At 49.3% G+C, this 18,649-nt stretch carries 16 protein-coding genes and 4 pseudogenes; 12 read left to right on the top strand and 8 right to left on the bottom strand.

Features of this window, described 5'->3' with window-relative positions:
• The 5 genes from RQN30_RS08320 to RQN30_RS08300 form a co-directional block, all read right to left on the bottom strand.
• Positions 1-255 carry a hypothetical protein gene (locus RQN30_RS08320; RefSeq protein WP_353060073.1) on the bottom strand — a complete coding sequence of 85 codons (255 nt, stop codon included), beginning with the start codon at positions 253-255 and terminating at the stop codon, positions 1-3.
• Positions 252-602: a hypothetical protein gene (locus RQN30_RS08315; RefSeq protein ID WP_353060072.1), complete on the bottom strand. Its 351-nt coding sequence runs from the start codon at positions 600-602 to the stop codon at positions 252-254. The genes RQN30_RS08320 and RQN30_RS08315 overlap by 4 nt, the downstream gene beginning before the upstream one ends.
• 75 nt (positions 603-677) lie before the next feature.
• Positions 678-809, bottom strand: coding sequence for a hypothetical protein (locus RQN30_RS08310; protein WP_353060071.1), 132 nt, complete (start codon positions 807-809; stop codon positions 678-680).
• A 217-nt stretch (positions 810-1,026) separates the two neighbouring features.
• A complete protein-coding gene (locus RQN30_RS08305) occupies positions 1,027-1,587 on the bottom strand; it encodes a Fic family protein (protein WP_353060070.1) in 561 nt (186 codons plus the stop codon).
• Between the two features lie 1,169 nt (positions 1,588-2,756).
• Positions 2,757-2,984, bottom strand: a complete 228-nt coding sequence (locus tag RQN30_RS08300) for a hypothetical protein (RefSeq protein ID WP_353060069.1) — start codon at positions 2,982-2,984, stop codon at positions 2,757-2,759.
• Positions 2,985-2,996: 12 nt separating this feature from the next.
• Here RQN30_RS08300 and RQN30_RS08295 point away from each other — a divergent pair, with 12 nt between their 5' ends.
• Together RQN30_RS08295 and RQN30_RS08290 are read left to right on the top strand one after the other, a co-directional pair.
• Positions 2,997-3,605, top strand: coding sequence for an ATP-binding cassette domain-containing protein (locus RQN30_RS08295; protein ID WP_353060068.1), 609 nt, complete (start codon positions 2,997-2,999; stop codon positions 3,603-3,605).
• The gene (locus RQN30_RS08290; protein WP_353060067.1) at positions 3,592-4,800 is read left to right on the top strand and encodes a hypothetical protein; all 1,209 of its coding nucleotides are present in this window, start codon (positions 3,592-3,594) and stop codon (positions 4,798-4,800) included. The genes RQN30_RS08295 and RQN30_RS08290 overlap by 14 nt, the downstream gene beginning before the upstream one ends.
• A gap of 13 nt (positions 4,801-4,813) precedes the next feature.
• Here the strand turns inward: RQN30_RS08290 and RQN30_RS08285 are convergent, their stop codons facing one another.
• Positions 4,814-5,047 (bottom strand): hypothetical protein, encoded by a 234-nt coding sequence (locus tag RQN30_RS08285; RefSeq protein WP_353060066.1) that lies wholly within the window; start codon positions 5,045-5,047, stop codon positions 4,814-4,816.
• Positions 5,048-5,206: 159 nt separating this feature from the next.
• On the opposite strand from RQN30_RS08285, the pseudogene cysS reads away from it, so the two are divergent.
• The 9 genes and pseudogenes from cysS to RQN30_RS08240 all read left to right on the top strand — a co-directional run bounded on the left by cysS (position 5,207) and on the right by RQN30_RS08240 (position 16,263).
• Positions 5,207-6,629: pseudogene (gene cysS / locus RQN30_RS08280) on the top strand (cysteine--tRNA ligase).
• Between the two features lie 345 nt (positions 6,630-6,974).
• Positions 6,975-7,941 (top strand): annotated as a pseudogene (gene rlmB, locus RQN30_RS08275) (23S rRNA (guanosine(2251)-2'-O)-methyltransferase RlmB).
• A gap of 29 nt (positions 7,942-7,970) precedes the next feature.
• The gene (locus RQN30_RS08270) at positions 7,971-8,132 is read left to right on the top strand and encodes a hypothetical protein (RefSeq protein ID WP_353060065.1); all 162 of its coding nucleotides are present in this window, start codon (positions 7,971-7,973) and stop codon (positions 8,130-8,132) included.
• A gap of 342 nt (positions 8,133-8,474) precedes the next feature.
• On the top strand, positions 8,475-8,705 hold the full coding sequence (locus RQN30_RS08265) for a hypothetical protein (protein ID WP_353060064.1): 231 nt from the start codon (positions 8,475-8,477) through the stop codon (positions 8,703-8,705).
• A gap of 303 nt (positions 8,706-9,008) precedes the next feature.
• Positions 9,009-10,577 carry a hypothetical protein gene (locus tag RQN30_RS08260; protein WP_353060063.1) on the top strand — a complete coding sequence of 523 codons (1,569 nt, stop codon included), beginning with the start codon at positions 9,009-9,011 and terminating at the stop codon, positions 10,575-10,577.
• Positions 10,578-11,045: 468 nt separating this feature from the next.
• Positions 11,046-11,591: an ASCH domain-containing protein gene (locus RQN30_RS08255; protein ID WP_353060062.1), complete on the top strand. Its 546-nt coding sequence runs from the start codon at positions 11,046-11,048 to the stop codon at positions 11,589-11,591.
• 1,014 nt (positions 11,592-12,605) lie between these two features.
• Positions 12,606-13,975: pseudogene (locus RQN30_RS08250) on the top strand (uracil-xanthine permease family protein).
• Positions 13,976-14,840: 865 nt separating this feature from the next.
• A complete protein-coding gene (locus RQN30_RS08245) occupies positions 14,841-15,632 on the top strand; it encodes an RNA-binding domain-containing protein (protein WP_353060061.1) in 792 nt (263 codons plus the stop codon).
• Between the two features lie 49 nt (positions 15,633-15,681).
• A complete protein-coding gene (locus RQN30_RS08240) occupies positions 15,682-16,263 on the top strand; it encodes an ATP-binding protein (protein WP_353061817.1) in 582 nt (193 codons plus the stop codon).
• 319 nt (positions 16,264-16,582) lie between these two features.
• Here the strand turns inward: RQN30_RS08240 and RQN30_RS08235 are convergent, their stop codons facing one another.
• Entirely contained in the window at positions 16,583-16,945 is a 363-nt protein-coding gene (locus RQN30_RS08235) for a LytR C-terminal domain-containing protein (RefSeq protein WP_353060060.1), read from the bottom strand.
• A 349-nt stretch (positions 16,946-17,294) separates the two neighbouring features.
• Here RQN30_RS08235 and RQN30_RS08230 point away from each other — a divergent pair, with 349 nt between their 5' ends.
• Positions 17,295-17,432, top strand: a complete 138-nt coding sequence (locus RQN30_RS08230) for a hypothetical protein (RefSeq protein WP_353060059.1) — start codon at positions 17,295-17,297, stop codon at positions 17,430-17,432.
• Positions 17,433-17,646: 214 nt separating this feature from the next.
• Here RQN30_RS08230 and RQN30_RS08225 read toward each other — a convergent pair.
• Positions 17,647-18,110: pseudogene (locus RQN30_RS08225) on the bottom strand (RidA family protein).
• Positions 18,111-18,649: the final 539 nt, after the last annotated feature.

Below are 18,649 nucleotides of genomic sequence, written 5' to 3'. Positions count from 1 at the left end.
TCAAAAGCACATTCCCTGCCGCAAGCAGGAACAAACCAAGCAACAGCCCATTACGCCCCGGAGTAACAAAAACAAACCAGCCGTAACCGCGACCGTCAGCAGCGTGGTAAAAGTAAGCACCGAAGCAGACTTCCCGGAACGATCCACGCTCTGCCCAAGCGCCGGCGCAACAACCGCAATCACCATCCCCGCAATCGCAAGCACATAGCCCAGCCACGAATTCGCTTCCGCACCGAAAAGATTCTCGTTAGTCAAATAAACGCTGAAAACAAAAGTCGTAACAACAGCATTAAACGCTGCCGACGCCCAATCCCAAAGCCCCCAATACCAGACACGCTTACTAAAAAGACACGCTCGCTAAAAACACGCGCCCCGGCATTTGCCTCCTCCGGCTGCAATGCGGCTGCCGTCGGAACATAGTCGCCAGGGACCGGGATTACCGGGGTGGGGTTGATATCCGGATTTTGCGTGCCCTGATTGCTGCGTAAGCTCTGGCTGCTCTGGCTGCTTTGAGTGCTTTGGCTGCTTTGATTTCCGCGTGCGTTTAAGTTGCTTAAGTTGCTGTGTCCGCTATTGTCAGTCGGCTTAGTGTGTTCGCTCATAGCTCTAACGGTAGCGCGTATCCGTCACATTTTCAGAAAAAGGTTACTTTTAAGTTACGTGGAAGTGAACACTATTCAATCCTGCAAATTTAAGTTTCCCGCCGGTTCGGCAAATTCGTTCTCGTCTGCCCCGGCCGAGTCAGCAGATACATTCCCGGCGCGTTCACGTTCACGCGCGCTGTTCACACCGCGCTGTTCACACCGCATTATTCACACCGCGCTGCCTGCACCACACTGTTTACACCGGACTATTTACACCGGACTATTTACACCGCGCTGCCTGCACCATCACTCGCCGGCAGAGCTAAACCGCCGTATACAACATTGTTCACACAACTGCACGCACACAACACCGCCCCACACGCACTATTCGCACCGGCACCACACAACACCGCAAACACACAAATCACTGACGCCGCAAAGATTACTGACACTGCGCAGCGTCACCGACTGCAATTCGAGTTTTTATAATCAATTCTTCACGAAGCGAAAGTTCACTCTCAATTGCACTAATTACGAACTCGACAAACGGGTCCGGATTTAACTGAAGCTGACCCTGCGCAAGCATCGAAAGATACTTTCTCCGATCCGCATCTTTTAACGCCGCTGGCGGAACACCCATATCACGCAGCATTAAGTTGAGAATCGTCCTCCCAGTACGACCATTTCCGTCGATAAATGGGTGGATATTCTCAAACAAAATATGAAACACGCAGGCACGAACTATTTTATTTTGGCGCGAATTACGGTATGCGTGAACCAAATCCGCCATCAAATCCCGTATGTGCAGCGGATCAGCAGGTGAAACCGGCGCCCCCGCAATCAGCACAGCCGAATTACGATAACTGCCCCGCGCATACGGCTGGCAATCGAGAGCCGTCCGCTCATGAATGTCTTTTATAAATTCTTCACTCAAAGACCGCATAGAAGCTATTTGCGCTAAACCGTACTCATACCCTTCAAACACTCCGCGCACAGCAAACATATCCGACAGCTCTTTGTTATCCTTGGGAATAAATTCCCCTCAATAACAAGCTGCGTATCCTGCACAGACAAAGTCGACCCTTCGATTGCCGCACTATTACATGCAAAACGGTTCAGAAAATCAGCCTGGTAAGAATCAAGAGAATACTGTTCGGCTGCGTTCTTCGCATTAAACACTTTGTTATGCTCTAAGCACTTCGCAAGCACCTGCTCAAGATTTACCGTCAACTCTGGCGACGGCTGATAATTAAACAGCTGAAAAATTTTTTCTTTCATCATCTTCCATAATCTGTTTCCACGATCCGTTTCCGCAATCTGCACGAAATATGCGTTATGTAAATTATACAAACTGTGCGCTACGGGAATTATATGTATCGCGCGAACCGTGCACAGAATGCAACTTGTATGCGCCGCGAAATATGTAAACTATGCGAAACACCCGACATTTTCCAAGATGCTAACTTTGTCTTTGTTTCAGTCTGGCTGACATTCCGGTTCAGCAGCAGTTTCTGGCGCAGGGGCGTAGAGGTGCAGAGGTGTAGAAAGGTGCTGGCTTAACTTCATAACTCTTTACCATTTTAGTCCGCTTCTCACCGGCTCATCATATCCGGACTTCATGGCTGTCTTTTCGGGTTAGTGACTAAAAACAGTTGTTTAAATTTATATTTTCCGCTGGCACAATAGGAAAAAGCGGCAGTTTTCAGGTTTCCCGACCAAATCATGCTGCTTAACCGCCAAAACTATCGCGAACACATTTTACGAAAAAGATAATGACGACGGAAAACATTTACATTATGTATCTAATGGCAGGAACTTAATTTTTTACGTACCTGATGGCAAGAACTTCGGCTGGAATTTCCGCCGTCGAAAGCGCTTGATTTCCTGCAGGTCACAGACTTACCAGAACGACGGGATAGCCGTCGGGAACCAAAACCGTGCATTTCGCCCGCAGTTACGTAAGGCCGCAGCGATTCGCCACTTACGTAAACCCGCAGCACCCGCGGAATTGTCTTTTCTCTATTCTTTCGTTTTAAAATTGTTTCTCTTATTATCAAACACTTTAGCCAGATTTCTAACGATTTATAAGCATTGTACTTTTATTTATTACGTACAAGAAGGGCGAATCAATATAGATTCACCCTTCCGATAGTTCCAGATGTTAAAGTATTCTTAGTATGCTTTACCCGGGAATCCGAAAAACGCTACCAGAAATACCACCACACCAGCCGCTGCAGCTCCCATACCATCACTCCCTATATATCTAACCGATACGTTACATTTAAGGTGATAGGCAAATACGAATACACTTGCCAATATGGATCCTTCTACACTTGCGGTAAAATCTATTTCAAAAACTTTTGGCGCATTTACAGCACTGCAAAACATCATGTTCGACATCCCCCTGGCTCGTTGGCGGGTATCGTCGGAGCAAATGGCGCAGGTAAATCAACTCTGCTTAATATTCTTTGCGGCTTGCTTGAGCCAACGTCCGGAACAGCCGTAATAAACAATATTCCAATCGGCACACCCGCAGCAGGCGCACTGTTGGGCTGTGTTCCAGAAATTCCAGAGCTTGTCGAAGCTGCCACTGGTTTACGTTTTCTCCAACATGTCGGGATAATGCGCGGATTGTCTGCTTCGGAAGCAAAATCACAAGCAAAGGAAATTGCACAAATCGTGGATTTACCGCGCGGCACAAAACCAATTTCCGCCTATTCAACTGGGAACCGAAAACGTACCGCGATTGGAGCTGCAATGATGGCTTCCACCCGCGCCCAAATCCTTGACGAACCGCTTGAGGCAATAGACCCGCTCGCAGCAGAGCGAATCACAAAAAGATGGCACAACTACTGCAACGACGGCGGAATTATCCTTTGCTCATCGCACGATATTCGTTTCGTAGCCGACGAATGTTCACACGTAATAGTGATGGCACATGGGAAGATAGCAGCTGCTTTATCTGCTGCAGAAAACTTTACTTACACCGACATTCTAAGGATTCTACATGAATCCGCCTAAATCACATCAGAGCTTCACACAATTTCGCGAATCTGTGGCAATCCGCTGGATTGCATCCGTCGAAACACTAACGCAGCCCTCCAGCATCCTTTTGCTTACCTGCCTGGAATTAGTACTTATTTTTCTCTCCCAAAAGCTTGCGCTATTAACTCTCCATTTTCCGTCGACCATACGTTCCGGCATAGTTATCATAATTGCAGGACTGCTTGGGATAGGAACTAATTCTCGGCAGCCAGTTAATCGCCACACACTGTGCCGGCTCGGCATCTCCCGCTTCCGCGCATTTATTTTGGCAAGTTCTACTGCATTTTTCAGCCTTGAATCATTAGTTTTCGCTATCCCGCTCTGGATTTTCCTTGGAATCCGAGGATTAACCGGACTTCTTGCCGTCAGCATTACCGCACTGCTTGCCTGGTGTTGTTTTCAGCTATGCCGCCCTAATCGCAATCCCGGTTGGGGTGTAAGAAAATTTTTCGCAAACCGGAAACTTTGCACGACGGCACGCACAGAAACAGTAATCTGGAGTTTTTCGCAGCTCCTGATTTCCCGCACATTTTTCATCAACGCAGCTATTGCCTTGTGCGTTATCATTTTTACTTTCAGTTTAAGCGCCATCGCCCGAAACTCCACCGGAATTTCACCGGAGATTAACGCAACTATCATTACCGTTAGCGGGTGTATCGTCTGCGGGATTCTCGCCGAAAATACGGTCGCAATCCATGGCGGAAGCTTCTGGATTAACCTCGCATACGGCAGCCCGGATTCGTTTGGAAGATTCGGAATAATTCTCCCGTCAATCCTGCTCGGAAGTTTAATAACCGGAACTGCAATTTTTATTTCCCCAGATTCCTGGGCAGAAACACTCGGAATCGCACTTTTTACTCTTGGCTGGTCGGTGACTTTCACCCTGGTAATCTCAGTGTTGATACCGTATCGAATCGGGCAGTTGCACCCAATAATGCGCCGGGAAGAAAATCATCTTCGCGTAATGGCAATTCAGTTCTTGACGTTATTCACTATTTCACTTCCACCGTCGACGCTTGCATTTTTAGCCGTAATTTACGACATATCCAGCATGTTCAAACTTGGCATATTACTTGGACCGCTATTACTTTTCGGCGGATTAAAAACTGCACAAACACTGTTGTTTCACCGACGAAAACGGATTCTGCAATATCTCTTAGGACGGCAATAAGTCTCTTAGCAAGTTAATAATAAACTTGTTTACCCATATAAACCGACGATTCACCTTGGATAACTGGCGGCAAAAACACATTTTCATTACGTAACTGGTGCCGAAAACTTCGGCTGGAATTTCCGCCGTCGAAAGCGCTTGAGTTCCTGCAGGTCACAGACTTACCAGAACGACGGGATAGCCGTCGGGAACCAAAACCGTGCATTTCGCCCGCAGTTACGTAAGGCCGCAGCGATTTTGCCGCCACTTACGCAAACCCGCAAAAATCCCTCCGCCGCTTACGCAACCGCATACAATTCAACGCACGAACCCAACCCCAACCCTGCAAATCCGCATACCCTCAATCCCCGCAAACTTACACAACATAAGCTGTGAGTTTCCGGAACTTAATTGGTAGGCTAGAGCTGTGAGTTTACGCATCTATGATTCAGCCGCGCGCTCCTTGCGCGAATTTCATCCGCTGCAGCCAGGCAAAGTTGGAATCTATCTCTGCGGAGCTACCGTACAGGGAGCACCGCATATCGGGCATATGCGCTCAGCACTCGCTTTTGATGTGCTCGTCCGCTGGCTGAAACGCTGCGGATACGAAGTCACGATGGTCCGCAATGTCACCGATATTGACGACAAAATCTTAAACAAGTCCGCGGAAGCTAACTCCCCTGGTGGGCTTGGGCGTACCGTTTTGAGCAGGAATTCGCTGCCGCCTATGAAGCTCTCGGAGTGCTCCGCCCGACTTACGAACCGCGCGCTACCGGGCATATCCCGCAAATGATTGAGCTAATCCAAAAGATTCTCGACGCCGGGCACGCATATGTCGGCTCAGCAGGGAATGTATATTTCGACGTCGCTTCACTCCCGGACTACGGTTCGCTCACCCGCCAGTCGCTTTCAGATTTACACACCGACGGGTCCGACTCCGAACCAGATAAGCGTTCCCCGCAAGATTTTGCATTATGGAAAGCAGCAAAACCAACCGAACCGGCAACGGCAAGCTGGGACACTCCGTGGGGCGCGGCCGCCCAGGTTGGCATCTTGAATGTTCAGCAATGAGTTCACGGTATCTTGGCGAAAGTTTCGATATTCACGGCGGCGGGATTGATTTGCGTTTCCCGCATCACGAAAACGAACAAGCCCAATCACATGCAGCCGGATACGGTTTTGCACAATACTGGATGCATAACGCCTGGGTCACTATCGACGGCGAAAAAATGAGCAAATCATTAGGGAACTCGCTTACCGTCGAAAATATTTTGCAAGAACATCCGGCCGTACTCGTGCGGCTCGCGCTCGGCACGGTACATTACCGTTCCACCGTCGCCTATTCTGAAACGACCCTTGCCGAAGCAGGAGCCGTGTGGGAGCGTTTAAACGGTTTTGCGGAGCGGGCCGTCGGCATAGCCGGCGAAGTGCCGCTAGCGGAAGTTGCTGCACTTACCGCCGGCGATTATCCAAACGAATTTAGCGCTGCCCTCGACGACGACCTGAACGTTTCCGCAGCTCTTGCCGTAATCCATGAACATGTAAAACGCGGTAACTGCGCGATTGCAGCGAAAGATGCAGTTCAGATTCGCCGTGAACAGCTGCTTGTGCGGGCAATGCTCGACGTTCTTGGGCTAGACCCGCTCTCACCCGTGTGGCGCAAGGGCGCCGACGGCTCCGGGAGATTACATCAAGCACTCGATTCGCTGGTGCAAGGAATTTTGCAGGAACGTGCACAAGCTCGCGCCGATAAAGACTGGTCGCGTGCCGACGCATTACGCGACGCACTGATTGCTGCCGGAATTAGCGTCGAAGATGCAAAAGATGGGGCAAGCTGGAAAATTTCGTAAATAGATTTTGCAATTTGTAATCAGCTGGAAAATTTCGTGAATCTTCGCTAGGCTGAGCGCCTAACAGTTAACCCCATAATTTAATTCTCACAATTAAATTAACGACGGACATTTCATAGACGCCTGCAGACGCCTATAGAAGAATGCAGAAGAATGAAAGCGCAGCGGAATGAAAGCGTAAAAGCATGAAAGCAGTGAATAACCGCAAGAGATTTTCACCCCGCTGCAGCACCCGCACCCCGTCGTTATGAAACATGTTAAATAATAGTTACTAAATAGCCGTTATTAAATAACTAAATATCGGCCATTAAATAAACAAAAACTTCAGAACAGGAAACAGGAAATATGGCAGGCCATTTTGGAAACCGCGGAGCTGTGCGGAAAGGCGCGAAAAAGGTACGCGCGTCGGATCCGGCGGGCAGCGCCGGGCACGATTAGAGGGGAAAGGTCCGACTCCGAAAGCTGAAGACCGCACCTATCATCCAGCCTATAAACGCAAGAAAGCAGCCGAAGCGCTCGCAGCGAAAAATCCGGCCCGAAACTGCGCGGTTTCTTACAGCTTCCGGAAAATCACGAACTGATTGCCGGACGCAACCCGGTAGCTGAAGCCGTCACTTCCGGAATTCCTTACACCCGCGTATTTCTCGTCAGCGCGTTAGCTAACGACGAGCGCGTGGCAGAAATTATTCGTGCTGCCGCCAAAGGCGGAGTGCCGCTTGTGGAGGTCACCCGCCCAGAACTCGACAAAATGACCGACGGTGCAGTACATCAAGGCGTCGCAATTGAAGTTCCGCCTTATGATTACGTCAGTGCGGAAGATTTAGCGGAAGCCGGAATGTACGGTTCACGCAAGGGGTTAATCGTCGCCCTTGATTCAATTACCGATCCGCACAATCTTGGTGCCGTTGTGCGTTCTGCCGCCGCTTTTCACGCCGACGGAATCCTGCTCCCCGAGCGCCGCTCTGCCGGCGTAAACGCGACTGCATGGAAAGTTTCAGCTGGGGCAATGGCGCACGTGCCTGTCGCCCGCGAAAAGAACCTTGTCCGCGCACTCGAAAATCTGAAAGAACACGGCTACTTCGTGGTGGGGCTTGCCGGTGAAGGCAGTGAAATGATCGACCAACTCGAACTCGCCGATATGCCCCTCGTGATTGTGACCGGATCCGAAGGCAAAGGACTTTCCCGTCTCGTGCGTGAAACTTGCGACGTGCTTGCTGCTATCCCGATTTCCGCTGAAATGGAATCGTTGAATGCTGCCGTCGCTACCGGAATTGCGCTCTATCAGATCGACCGGTTCCGCGCGGGATCCTAATTAGCCCGGTACCGCATAGTTCAGGCACGTTGGTTAGTTTTGGGCTGCATGGTTCGGGGATGCATGATGCCGCTGCCGGTTCAGGCACGCACGCGATGCTGCTGCCGATTCAGGCACGCACGGGATCAGATAATTTCTCCCTGTGTTCTATGCCGACGGCTGTAGTCTTGCGCTCCGAAAATGCGGTTTAGTCTGGGCTAATTATCTGGGTCGATTTCGGGCGGTTCCAAGCGTTGTTTTTGCACAGCGGTCAGGCTTGATCTATGCAAAAACACCGCTTTCCACCCGAACAACCACCAGATTCATTGCACCACCCCAAGCAATCAATCCGCAATACCGCGCAATCAGCTAGTGAAGACTCGTTCTCACTACGTAACTGATGGCAAGAACTTAACTTCCTCACGTAAATTAACGACGGACACGCCAAAACCACGCAAGTGATGGCAAGAAGTAGGAAACTTTACGTAACAGGTGTCAGGAACTCAGTTTCATTACGTAAGTGGTGGCAGGAACTCAGTTTCATTACGTAACTGATGGCAAGAACTCAGGCTGCAATTATTGCCGTCGAAATCACTTGCATTATCGCAGGTCACAAACTCACGATAGCTACGGCTCTCCCGTCGTTACACAAAACCGCGTATTTTGCCACCAGTTACGTGTGCTCGCGGAAATTATGCCGCCAGTTACGTAACCCGCAAGCACTGCACCGTCGATCCCGCCACCACTTACGTCAGCTTGCAATCATTTCACCACCAGTTACGTAACCTCGCCAAGATTATGCAGCCGCTTACGTGAAATCACACCTTAGTATTGCGTCTCTTATGCTGATTGTCCGCAAATAACATTACGCGACCTTATTTTCCACAGAACCTCGTCCGCATTTTCACACTTAGACTCTTAATTGATAGCGTTTTTCGGTAAGCTTGAGAGGAGATAGCGTAGAAAGAGCAGAGAGGCTAGAAAATAAGAAAACATCAGCAAGTTCGATAAAGATTCTCGCTTTCACCCGCCCCCTACGTCTGTCTGTACTTGCCGATATTTAACACCCAGATTAGAAAGGCATCGCAATGGTTTCTTGGCGCACAGTCACCGGCAAAATCGAATTGCTCGACCCGCAGCTAACATCAGCTGCCCAGATTCAAGAATTTTTCGCGCGCGAACGCCTGCTTGGGCGCGGCGAATTTGAAAAATTTTCAAACACTGCGGATCCGCACGCTGACAACGAAGACTCCGGCAAAAACAGCGGTTCCAGCAGTAATCCAGAGAATAATCACACCAACAATCCCGCCGGAACTGCACATATTTTCAAGTTTGAACTAGCGATGGCTGGACGGCGGCGGCGGGTCGCCACACTCGATGAGGAAGGCGAAATTATTCTCGGTCACACTACAAGTGAAGTGCTCGAAAGTCTCGCAAACCAGCTCCGAAAAGTTTCAGTCGAATTCGACGGCAAAACAATCCACGGTCCGCTTGATATCGGCGCCGTCGGTGTAGACGAAGCAGACCTGCTCGTTGCAGACCTGCCCGAAAACTCAGCCGGCGGCACAGCAAATACCGGGACCAGCACCCATACCGAAAACAACAAAAGCAAATCCAAAACCGAATACGCACCACCGGAAGCACCACCGGAAGCACCACCGGAAGCAGAGCAATCTCCCAAAGACCTAATCACCGGCGCTGCAGCGCCTAGTCTCGCTGCCGGCCCAACGCTGCTAATCGGAGACTTCCCGCTTTCCGAACTGCCGATCATGGCAAATAACGAGAACGCAAAACTGCTCAATTTCAAAGTCGGTCAGCTGCAGGCAATCGCATTAGGCGACTCGCTAAAGCACCCCCGCCGGATTTTTCCCCGCCCCGAATTAGCAATTGAACTCTCGCTCGGAAAAAATGATTTCACCGACCCAACTCTCGTCGTACTGCGAAATTCACGCCGCTCAGTCTGGGAATGGAAAGGTGAAATGCCGCCTTTCGAATGGTTTAGCAACTCAGAAAGCGGAATAAATTCAGAAAAAGGCATAAATTTTGTGCGGGCCGAACTTGGAGCCGGGGCAATCGCCCGCACCGCCGTCGCCGATATTCTCGATGTATCTTTTGACGACGTGCGCACAGCACTCCTTGACGAGCCGGCAGCAGGTGCAGAAAAACTTGCAAAACTGCTTGGCGTACCCGAAACAGCCCTGCCGTTCCTTGGCGGAAAAACCACCATCGAAGACACAAATGCGAATATTCCTGGCTCGCGAATTTTTACCCCCGGCTCCCGCACCGAAACGCTCCGGCAAACGATTGCGTGGGAAGTTGCTGGTGAAGGGGTGATGGATTCCGATGTGGCAAACGCCTACCGCTGGATGTACCTGAAACGCCCCTGGCTGGTTTCGCTTGTGGCGACGGGGCAGGCAGCAATTGGCGGCGCCCTGATTAGCGCTGCCTTTCTCAGTAAGAAACACACAAAATTAGCTGCGGTGCTCGGAGGAATCTTCACGCTAAACGCAGCTTCCCGAATTCTGACAACAAAATACGTGCAAGACGCTGTTGAAAGAATTGCTGCACATAATCCCGGGCACAATCCCGCGTCTAATCCTGCAGATGACATTACAGATGACACTGCAGACAACCCTGGATACCACCCTGCAGATTAGTCGTGCACGAAACCGTTTATTCATACACGAAACCATCCCGGCAAAAATTCAAAATCATGCAGCTGATTTTTTGGAGACGAATCTGCGCCAGACCGCACAATTAATCCTGCACACGAGTGCACAATTAATCCTGCACACGAGTGCAGTCTGTGTGTAATCGGATCCGCATGTGATTGATTCAGCGTGCAGCTGATTCTGCACATAATCAACTCAGCTCGCAGCCGATTCTGTACATAATTTATTCCGGAGCTAATTGGTTCTGGAACTAGCTGGTTCTGAGCTAACTAATTCCGGCGCCAATTGATTCTGCAGGTAATCATGCGTACGATAACACAAACGGTTAAACGGAAAGCCGAATAAACTGTTAAATAAACTGTTAAATAGGCAAAACCCGCAGCAGTTACCCAGATAGTTCCACCAAAACCGCAGTACAAAGCAATAAACAACCATATCAGCGAGGAGCAAAAGATGACTGAGATTATCGAACCAAATACCGTCGATCTCGACGCATTCTGGACCCACGCAATCAACGCTGCCCAGTTGAATCAAGCCGAAGCTTTTACCGGGCAAGACGATTTAATATCACTTCGGCCCGCTGCTTTCGCTTTTGGAGACACCGCCGAAATGGCTGATCGGCTTTGCGAATTAGTACTCGCCGGGAAGAAACGTGCAACCAGCAGCTACGGTCCGGCTTATCTCGCCGAAGATGTAGATTACCCGACTGTCGGCGATTTAGGAATTCTTTGCGACGGCAGCGGGCGCCCGCGGGCACTCCTGCGCACATCCAAAGTCGAAATCTTCGCGTTCACTGAAGTTCCGGCGTCCATCGCGCAGCTTGAAGGCGAATATGAAGACGCAGCAAACGAAGCGGAAGCCTTCAACCAATGGAAAGCCGAACATGAAGACTTTTTCCGACGCGATTTCGCACAAATCGGCGGTGATTTCGATCCGAAAGATGACATAATCGTGGAACATCTTGAAATTCTGTACAAATTTGACGGCGCTGCAGCATAAGACAGCACTGCAGCAGGATTTGCAATCATTAATGCTGCAGCAGGACGATTCACAGCATTAATGATGTGCAGCGGGGTTAATCCTGCACAACGGGATTAATCCTGTGACGATATCAATGACACGGCAGCATGATTTGCAGCAAAAATAGCAATCCGAGCAAGACTTCGGGGTAATACACAGAAAGAACAAGCACTGCATAACCGACGGCAAAACTTGTTTCCTTACTTAACTGATCGCGGGAAGTCAGGTTCGTTACGTAACTGGCGGCGGGAACTAATTTTCTTCACGTAACTGGTGACGGGAACTCAGGCTGCAATTATTGCCGTCGGAATCGCTTGCATTTCCGTTGGTCACAGCCTTACAGGAACGACGGGATTACCGTCGTTAATCAAAATCGCGCATTTCACCGCCGCTTACACGAGTCAATGGATCAAAGACTCTGCTTTCCACTGCCGGTCAGGATAGAACGGGTTTGGGACAGACTAATACGAACTTGAAAAACAACACGCCGTACACAGCCGGCAGCAAAACTCATTTTTTGAATACCAGTCTCCATTCTGGCACTCTTTCACTCCTGCCGTGATATCAAAATGCGGTGAAAACACTAACATGCTGCCAGTTTCCGCTGCACCTCCTGAAGAAACTACTATTACCGAGAAACAACCTGGCGTAACAGAACAACTACCCAAAAGAGTATTTGTACGGACAGAGCATTTGGAAAAACGAATATATCCAAGTGAAATATTTGTGCGGACAGAATATTCCTGCGAATAGTCCGCTTGTATAACTGAAAAAACACACAAATGGCATATTCGCACAAGATTATGTTCACAGCGCTGAAGCGTTTCCCGGAACTAAACGTTTCCCGGAATGGAATACGCACCAATTCCAGCATCCAGATTCGGCAAGTTCCCGCAACCAGATTCGGAACTGGCTAGCTAACTGCCCAACCAACCAATAACCAACCAACCGACCAACCAACCAAGTAACTGATTAACTATTTAGGGAGAAATTATGGCAAAAGTTTTCACCTGGAAACTTCATGGCGACGGCACACATATCGGACCCGGTGAAGTGGTAGCACCCGACGAGCGGATGCACTGGCCGCTCACAATCAGTATTGGCGCGCAGCATGTGGTGGCAATGTTTGGCGCCACATTCTTAGTCCCCTTTTAACTGGTTTCGATCCGGCAACAACATTGTTCTTCACCGGCATCGGAACCATTATTTTTCTGCTGATCACCGCCGGACGTCTCCCCTCGTACCTCGGATCATCTTTCGCCCTCATCGCCCCCATTGGCGCAGTAACCGGATACGTTTCCGGAGGCGGCGGCACGCTTGACCCGCACAAAGCAGCCCTCGCTCAAGGCGGCGTGATTGCCGTCGGCGCTACTCTGGCGCTCATCGGCATAATCGTCCATTTTGCCGGAGCGCAATGGATTGACCGGCTGATGCCGCCGATAGTAACTGGCGCAATCGTTTCGCTCATCGGCTTCAATCTTGCTCCTGCAGCGTGGAATAATGTGCAGCAGGCCCCGGTCACTGCCGTCTGCACGATTCTCTCGATTGTATTAGTAACAGTACTTTTTAAAGGAATTATTGGGCGACTTTCGATTCTTATCGGCGTGATTATCGGATACGTTACGGCATGTGTCCGCGGCGAAGTGGATTTTACCGCAATTGCGAGCGCAAACTGGGTGGGACTTCCGCAGTTCCGCGCTCCCGCGTTCGACCCGTCGCTGCTCGGACTATTTGTGCCAGTAGTGCTCGTGCTGATTGCAGAGAATGTTGGTCACGTAAAATCTGTTGCCGCAATGACCGGTAAGAACCTGGATGACGTAACTGGGCAGGCACTTTTTGCCGACGGCATTTCCACAGTTTTCGCCGGCAGCGGCGGCGGTTCAGGCACTACCACTTATGCGGAAAATATTGGCGTAATGGCAGCTACCCGCGTCTATTCGACGGCAGCATATATTGTGGCTGCGGCGATTGCGCTTATACTTTCAATGCTGCCGAAGTTTGGGCAGTTAATCGCCACAATTCCGGCAGGAGTACTTGGCGGTGCAGCAACAGTATTGTACGGAATGATTGGGATGCTCGGGGTGCGGATTTGGGTGCAGAACAAAGTGGACTTCTCCGATCCGGTAAATTTGAACACTGCCGCCATCTCAATGGTGCTCGCAATCGCGAACTACACCTGGATAGTTAACGGCATGGTCTTCGAAGGTATCGCCCTTGGATCCTTTGCTGCAATTATTCTCTATCACGCAATGCGGGCAATTTCCCGTTGGCGCGGCACCACTATCGAACCTGCCACTCCCGCTTCTGCGCCTGCAGGTGCAGAACTTGAGCCGGGTGCACTAAAACGCGAACCGGAAAATTAATATAATCCGGAGAATTAATACAATCCGGAGAAGTCGCGCGAGCTGAAGTAGTAGCGCGATCCGGAGAAATAGCATGGGAACGAAGTAGTAACGTGATCCGAGAAGCAGCACGGAGGTGAAGCCGCGGGAGGGCGAAGTCGCAGGGCGAAAAATTAATGCGCACCCGTGAAGTAACGCGCACTAACAAGAAGTAAACAGGATTAAACACAGTTAAGGTTTCGTTAGGCATAGTCCAGGTTTGCCCTGCCTTAACTTTCAGGTTTTCTGCCGGTATTCGAGAGCAGCAAACCGTTTGCACACTATTGTGCCCGCACTTATTTCACTTATTTACTGGTGCGGGCGCAATTAGTTTTCGCTGATTTTATTTATTTCTTTCGACGGCCGGCACTACCTGCGGTTTATATACTACGGTTCGCGCTATCTACGCGGTTCGCATAACATAGGTAGGGTGCGCACAAAGCACAGTTCGTATGACATAGGGTGCGCACAATCTACAGTTTTCAGTGCCAACGCGGCTTGCAAACCGCAATCTGTGCAATTATTTCGACGAGTTTTCATTGCACGGATTCATTAAGCAACCGGATTAATTTCATCAAGCACACAGATTCATTTCGTCAAGCATCCGGATTAACCACCGCACGAATTCATCAGCAACCGGATTATTTCCCGTCAGAAACAGCACATGCAGAAGCAAGGCATACAGAAACAGCACATCCAGAAGCAGCACATGCTCTCGAAAAGCTACTCGAAAAGCTACTCGAAAAAGTTTTTTCGAGTAGCACCTGGAGTTTTCCTTGGAAATACGCGGTTTTCAAACTACTCGAAAATCTACTCGAAAATTTTCGAGTAGATGTATAATGCTTTTATGACACCGCGAACAATAGATTCCGCTCTTGAAGCAAGCATTGAAACTCGTACCAAAATCTTGCTTACACACAAAGAAAATCAATGGTTCGACCGAAAATCAATTCGAATCGAACCAAAGAAACTTGCGCAAACACTAATCGCCCTGGCAAATGCGGAAGGCGGAATAGTTGTTGTTGGAATTAACTCTGGAAACATCGAATCCGTCGAAGAAAATCCAGATCTGGCAAATAGAGTGCGGAGAATCCTGACCGCAGAGTATTTAGAAATGCCTTTCCCCGCGTCGGTACAAGAATTAGCAGTATTAAACACTAAAAATACCATCGTTCATATTCTCATCTTCCAGATACAGCCCAGCGAAAAACTATGCAAAACCCCATCCGGACAAGTATTCGTCCGAAAAGGCGACTCAAATATCACACAAACCCCGGCAGAGATACGGGAACTTGAATACACCCGCGGAATATCTCTATTCGAAGCAGAGCCATGCAGCATTCCGTGCACATCGCTGAACACCGAGTATATTAAACGTTTTGCGAAAAAGGTCGGATCCACCAGAGACTTTCGGCACTTACTCACATCGCGCGGTTTACTGAAGCAAAGCGGAGAAGTCACAAATGCCGCTTGCTTACTTTTTGCAGACTCACCTGTACTCACAATTCCCGGAAGTGAAATTCGGGTAGTCCGCTACGCCGGAAAGAAAGAGAAACTGGCGAACGGCAAAATATTACCTTCGATCGCCGCACAGACCTGCCGATTCCGCAAGCTATCGATCAGGCTATTCAATGGGTAGATGAAAATATTCCAAAACGAAAAGCCCTCACAAAAATACTTTTTCTTTTATCCCGTTAGCCCCGAAAGCCGCCTGGACAGAAGGAATAGTAAATGCCGCGATACACAGGTCATATAGCTACACCGGCGACCACATCCGGATTGAAATTTTTGACGACCGCCTGGAAATAAGCAATCCTGGGCATTTTCGATACAACAATTCCCCGTCGCCCGAAGCTTTACGCATCACACGTTATGCCCAAAATCCCCGAATCGCCCGCACTTGCACCGACTTGGGATATTCACAAGAACTCGGCGAAGGAATCAAACGCATATTTGAAGAAATGCAATCCTCCGGTTTAAACGATCCAATCTATGAACAGCCGCCAATGCACGTGAAACTCACGCTGCCATTCATCGCCAAAGTAACGCCTAACGACGGAACCGACCTACCAAAACACGCACAGAAAATTATTTTCGCCATCCGCACCCTGGGAGGGAGAGGAGGAACAAGCGAAATTTCAGAAGCCGCCAAGCTCACCAATCCAACCACACGCAAAACCCTGCAAGCACTTAAACAGCAGGGTTACGTGAAATGGGAAGGAAAATCCACACGCGATCCGCGCGCCCAATGGATTCTCACTTTGCACTAAAACACGCAGCCCGCCATAGATTTCAAGAAAACTTTTTGTGCTTTAATCAGTACTCTCGGCACTCACAGCAAAACTAGGCGATACTTAATTACTTATTTCTCCTCATCACTGCACGCCTAATCGCTGCACGCTTAGGCGCGTATCATGAAAGAATCTCACGTACTCGAAAAGCTACTCGAAAAGTTTTTTCGAGTAGCACCTGGAGTTTTCCTTGGAAATAAGCGGTTTTCAAACCTACTCGAAAATCTACTCGAAAATTTTCGAGTAGATTTCCAGCAAATAGAATACGTTAAAACACAAACCGCAGGCGAGCCGTGACTTAGGACGAAGCAGGCACGCAACCCGCAATCGCCTCCATCGCTTTCCGATAATCATTCTCTGCAGGAATTTCCTGCATTTCTTTCCAGCCTTTCCCAATCACCACGTCGATAGTACCGGACTGCGCATTTTCGTCAATCACAACCGCCGCATCCGGAAAGAAAGCACGCAAGGTGTAAGCAGCGTTAATCGAATCCTTTGTCGTCAGCAGACGCACCGGATCAGAAATAACTTCTGAAGATTCCCAGTTAGCGGGATTTCCCACCTGCACACCTTGATCTCCGAGTTTTTGGTTAACTTCCTGCGCGAGTCCCGAACGTTTGCTGGCATTAAACACACGTGCCTTAATCTTCGCGACTTCCACCGGCTGCGCATTTGCAAGCGGACAAACCGAGACTGTCTCCGGAACTTTGTCCGTCGCAAAATCCTTACGGAACGGAAACGGTAAAATACCAGTCCAAAAAGCGTGTTAATTAGCAGCAATACAGCAAGCACTAACCCAATCGTGCCGAAAAGGACAATCTGACGCTGCGTCAATCTGCGTTGATACGCACGTCTAGCGCTATCGTTGTAGTTATTCACTCTTCTTAATCTAGCTTAGGAAACGTGTTTTTGGTAGTTTTCACGCCAGATAACGAAAATTTATCTGTATCTTGGCAGGAGAACTAACTTCACTGCCTAACCGACAGCACTGCCACGTTTACACTGCGTATGTGACGGCGGGAAGTCGGAAAATTTACGTAACTGGCGGCGGGAAGTCAGTTTCGTTACGCAAGTGGTGGCAAGAACTCAGGCTGGGATTATTGCCGTCGAAAGCGCTTGCGTTTCCGCTGGTCACAGGCTCGCAATAACGACGGCACTCCCGTCGTTACACAAAACCGTACATTTCGCCGCCACTTACGTAACCATACAGGGCATTTTGCCGCCACTTACGTGAGAATGCGGGAACTTTGCCGCCAGTTACGCGTAACATTGCAGGGAAACATATCATGCAGCGCGTTAAACTAATTAGCACAAAACCAATCGATACAAATACGAAATTTAAAAACAAACCAAATTTAAGCACTAAATCGAAGCCGCAATACAGGTAAGCTCGATTTCAAGCGGTGAATCAATCGGCAAAACACTCACCCCGACGGCAGAACGCGTATGCTTGCCAGCATCACCGAAAATCTCTTGCAGCAGCTCAGACGCGCCGTTAAGCACAATCGGCTGACCAAAAAGTCTGGCGTCGAAGAAACGAAACCGGTAATATGCGAAATTTTTATAATCCGATCAATACCGCCAGCTGCCGAAGCTGCAGCCGCGAGCGCATTCAGCACCGCGATACGGGCAAGCTCTTTCGCAGTTTCCAGGGAAACCTCCCCGCCAACTTTTCCTTTAACCGTCAGTTCTCCGGAGATAGTCGGGAGCTGCCCCGAAGTACGCACTTCGTCGCCAATTCGCTGTGCAGGAACATATGCTGCTAACGGCGCAGCCACCTGCGGAAGTTTGATTCCCAATTCAGCCAGGCGTTCACTTGGTTTCATGTTATATTTCCCGTCACTCAACTTTTTCATACATTCTGCATTATTGCCTTATATTTCGCGATTTGCTGCAACCTGGAATAATCCAATCTAACGCAGCTAATCCAAATCGACCCGCATAATCAAAATCAGCCTACAAGAAGCAGGCAAGATATTCAGTATATTTCACACATTTAGTACATTCAGCACTTTCAAGACGTCCAGCACATCCGGCATTTCTCAAAAAAGCTAACGCCAACCCACGAAACGCCAATCTATGAAACTTCAATCGCAAAACGTCAAGATGGAAACGCCAAGATGGAAACAGCAAGATGAACAACACCGAGCCGGAAAAATTCACACACCTGCCCGCCTTGACCCAATAAATGTTCACGAATAACAATAAAATACAAATATGAGAGATATTCTCACAAATACGGCGGATGTATCACACACAGAATGACATGCGGACATCTCAGCCAAGCCAAAATCACTGCGGCCTGCAACTCTGCCAAGGCACCCCAAACATCGGGCGTACAGCACAAAGCAAAACCCAGCAAACG

It is taken from the genome of Arcanobacterium hippocoleae (assembly GCF_040360365.1).
In the GTDB taxonomy this organism is placed as follows: Bacteria; Actinomycetota; Actinomycetes; order Actinomycetales; family Actinomycetaceae; genus Arcanobacterium_A; species Arcanobacterium_A hippocoleae_A.
This window is presented reverse-complemented; position numbering and strand designations above follow the sequence as displayed.

Excerpts from the sequence above, each read along its gene's own strand:
- RQN30_RS08300 (WP_353060069.1), bottom strand. The coding sequence starts at position 2,984 with ATGTCGAACATGATGTTTTGCAGTGCTGTAAATGCGCCAAAAGTTTTT.
- RQN30_RS08315 (WP_353060072.1), bottom strand. The coding sequence starts at position 602 with ATGAGCGAACACACTAAGCCGACTGACAATAGCGGACACAGCAACTTA.
- RQN30_RS08310 (WP_353060071.1), bottom strand. The coding sequence starts at position 809 with ATGCGGTGTGAACAGCGCGGTGTGAACAGCGCGCGTGAACGTGAACGC.
- RQN30_RS08260 (WP_353060063.1), top strand. The coding sequence starts at position 9,009 with ATGGTTTCTTGGCGCACAGTCACCGGCAAAATCGAATTGCTCGACCCG.
- RQN30_RS08290 (WP_353060067.1), top strand. The coding sequence starts at position 3,592 with ATGAATCCGCCTAAATCACATCAGAGCTTCACACAATTTCGCGAATCT.
- RQN30_RS08305 (WP_353060070.1), bottom strand. The coding sequence starts at position 1,587 with ATGTTTGCTGTGCGCGGAGTGTTTGAAGGGTATGAGTACGGTTTAGCG.
- RQN30_RS08245 (WP_353060061.1), top strand. The coding sequence starts at position 14,841 with ATGACACCGCGAACAATAGATTCCGCTCTTGAAGCAAGCATTGAAACT.
- RQN30_RS08265 (WP_353060064.1), top strand. The coding sequence starts at position 8,475 with ATGGCAAGAACTCAGGCTGCAATTATTGCCGTCGAAATCACTTGCATT.
- RQN30_RS08255 (WP_353060062.1), top strand. The coding sequence starts at position 11,046 with ATGACTGAGATTATCGAACCAAATACCGTCGATCTCGACGCATTCTGG.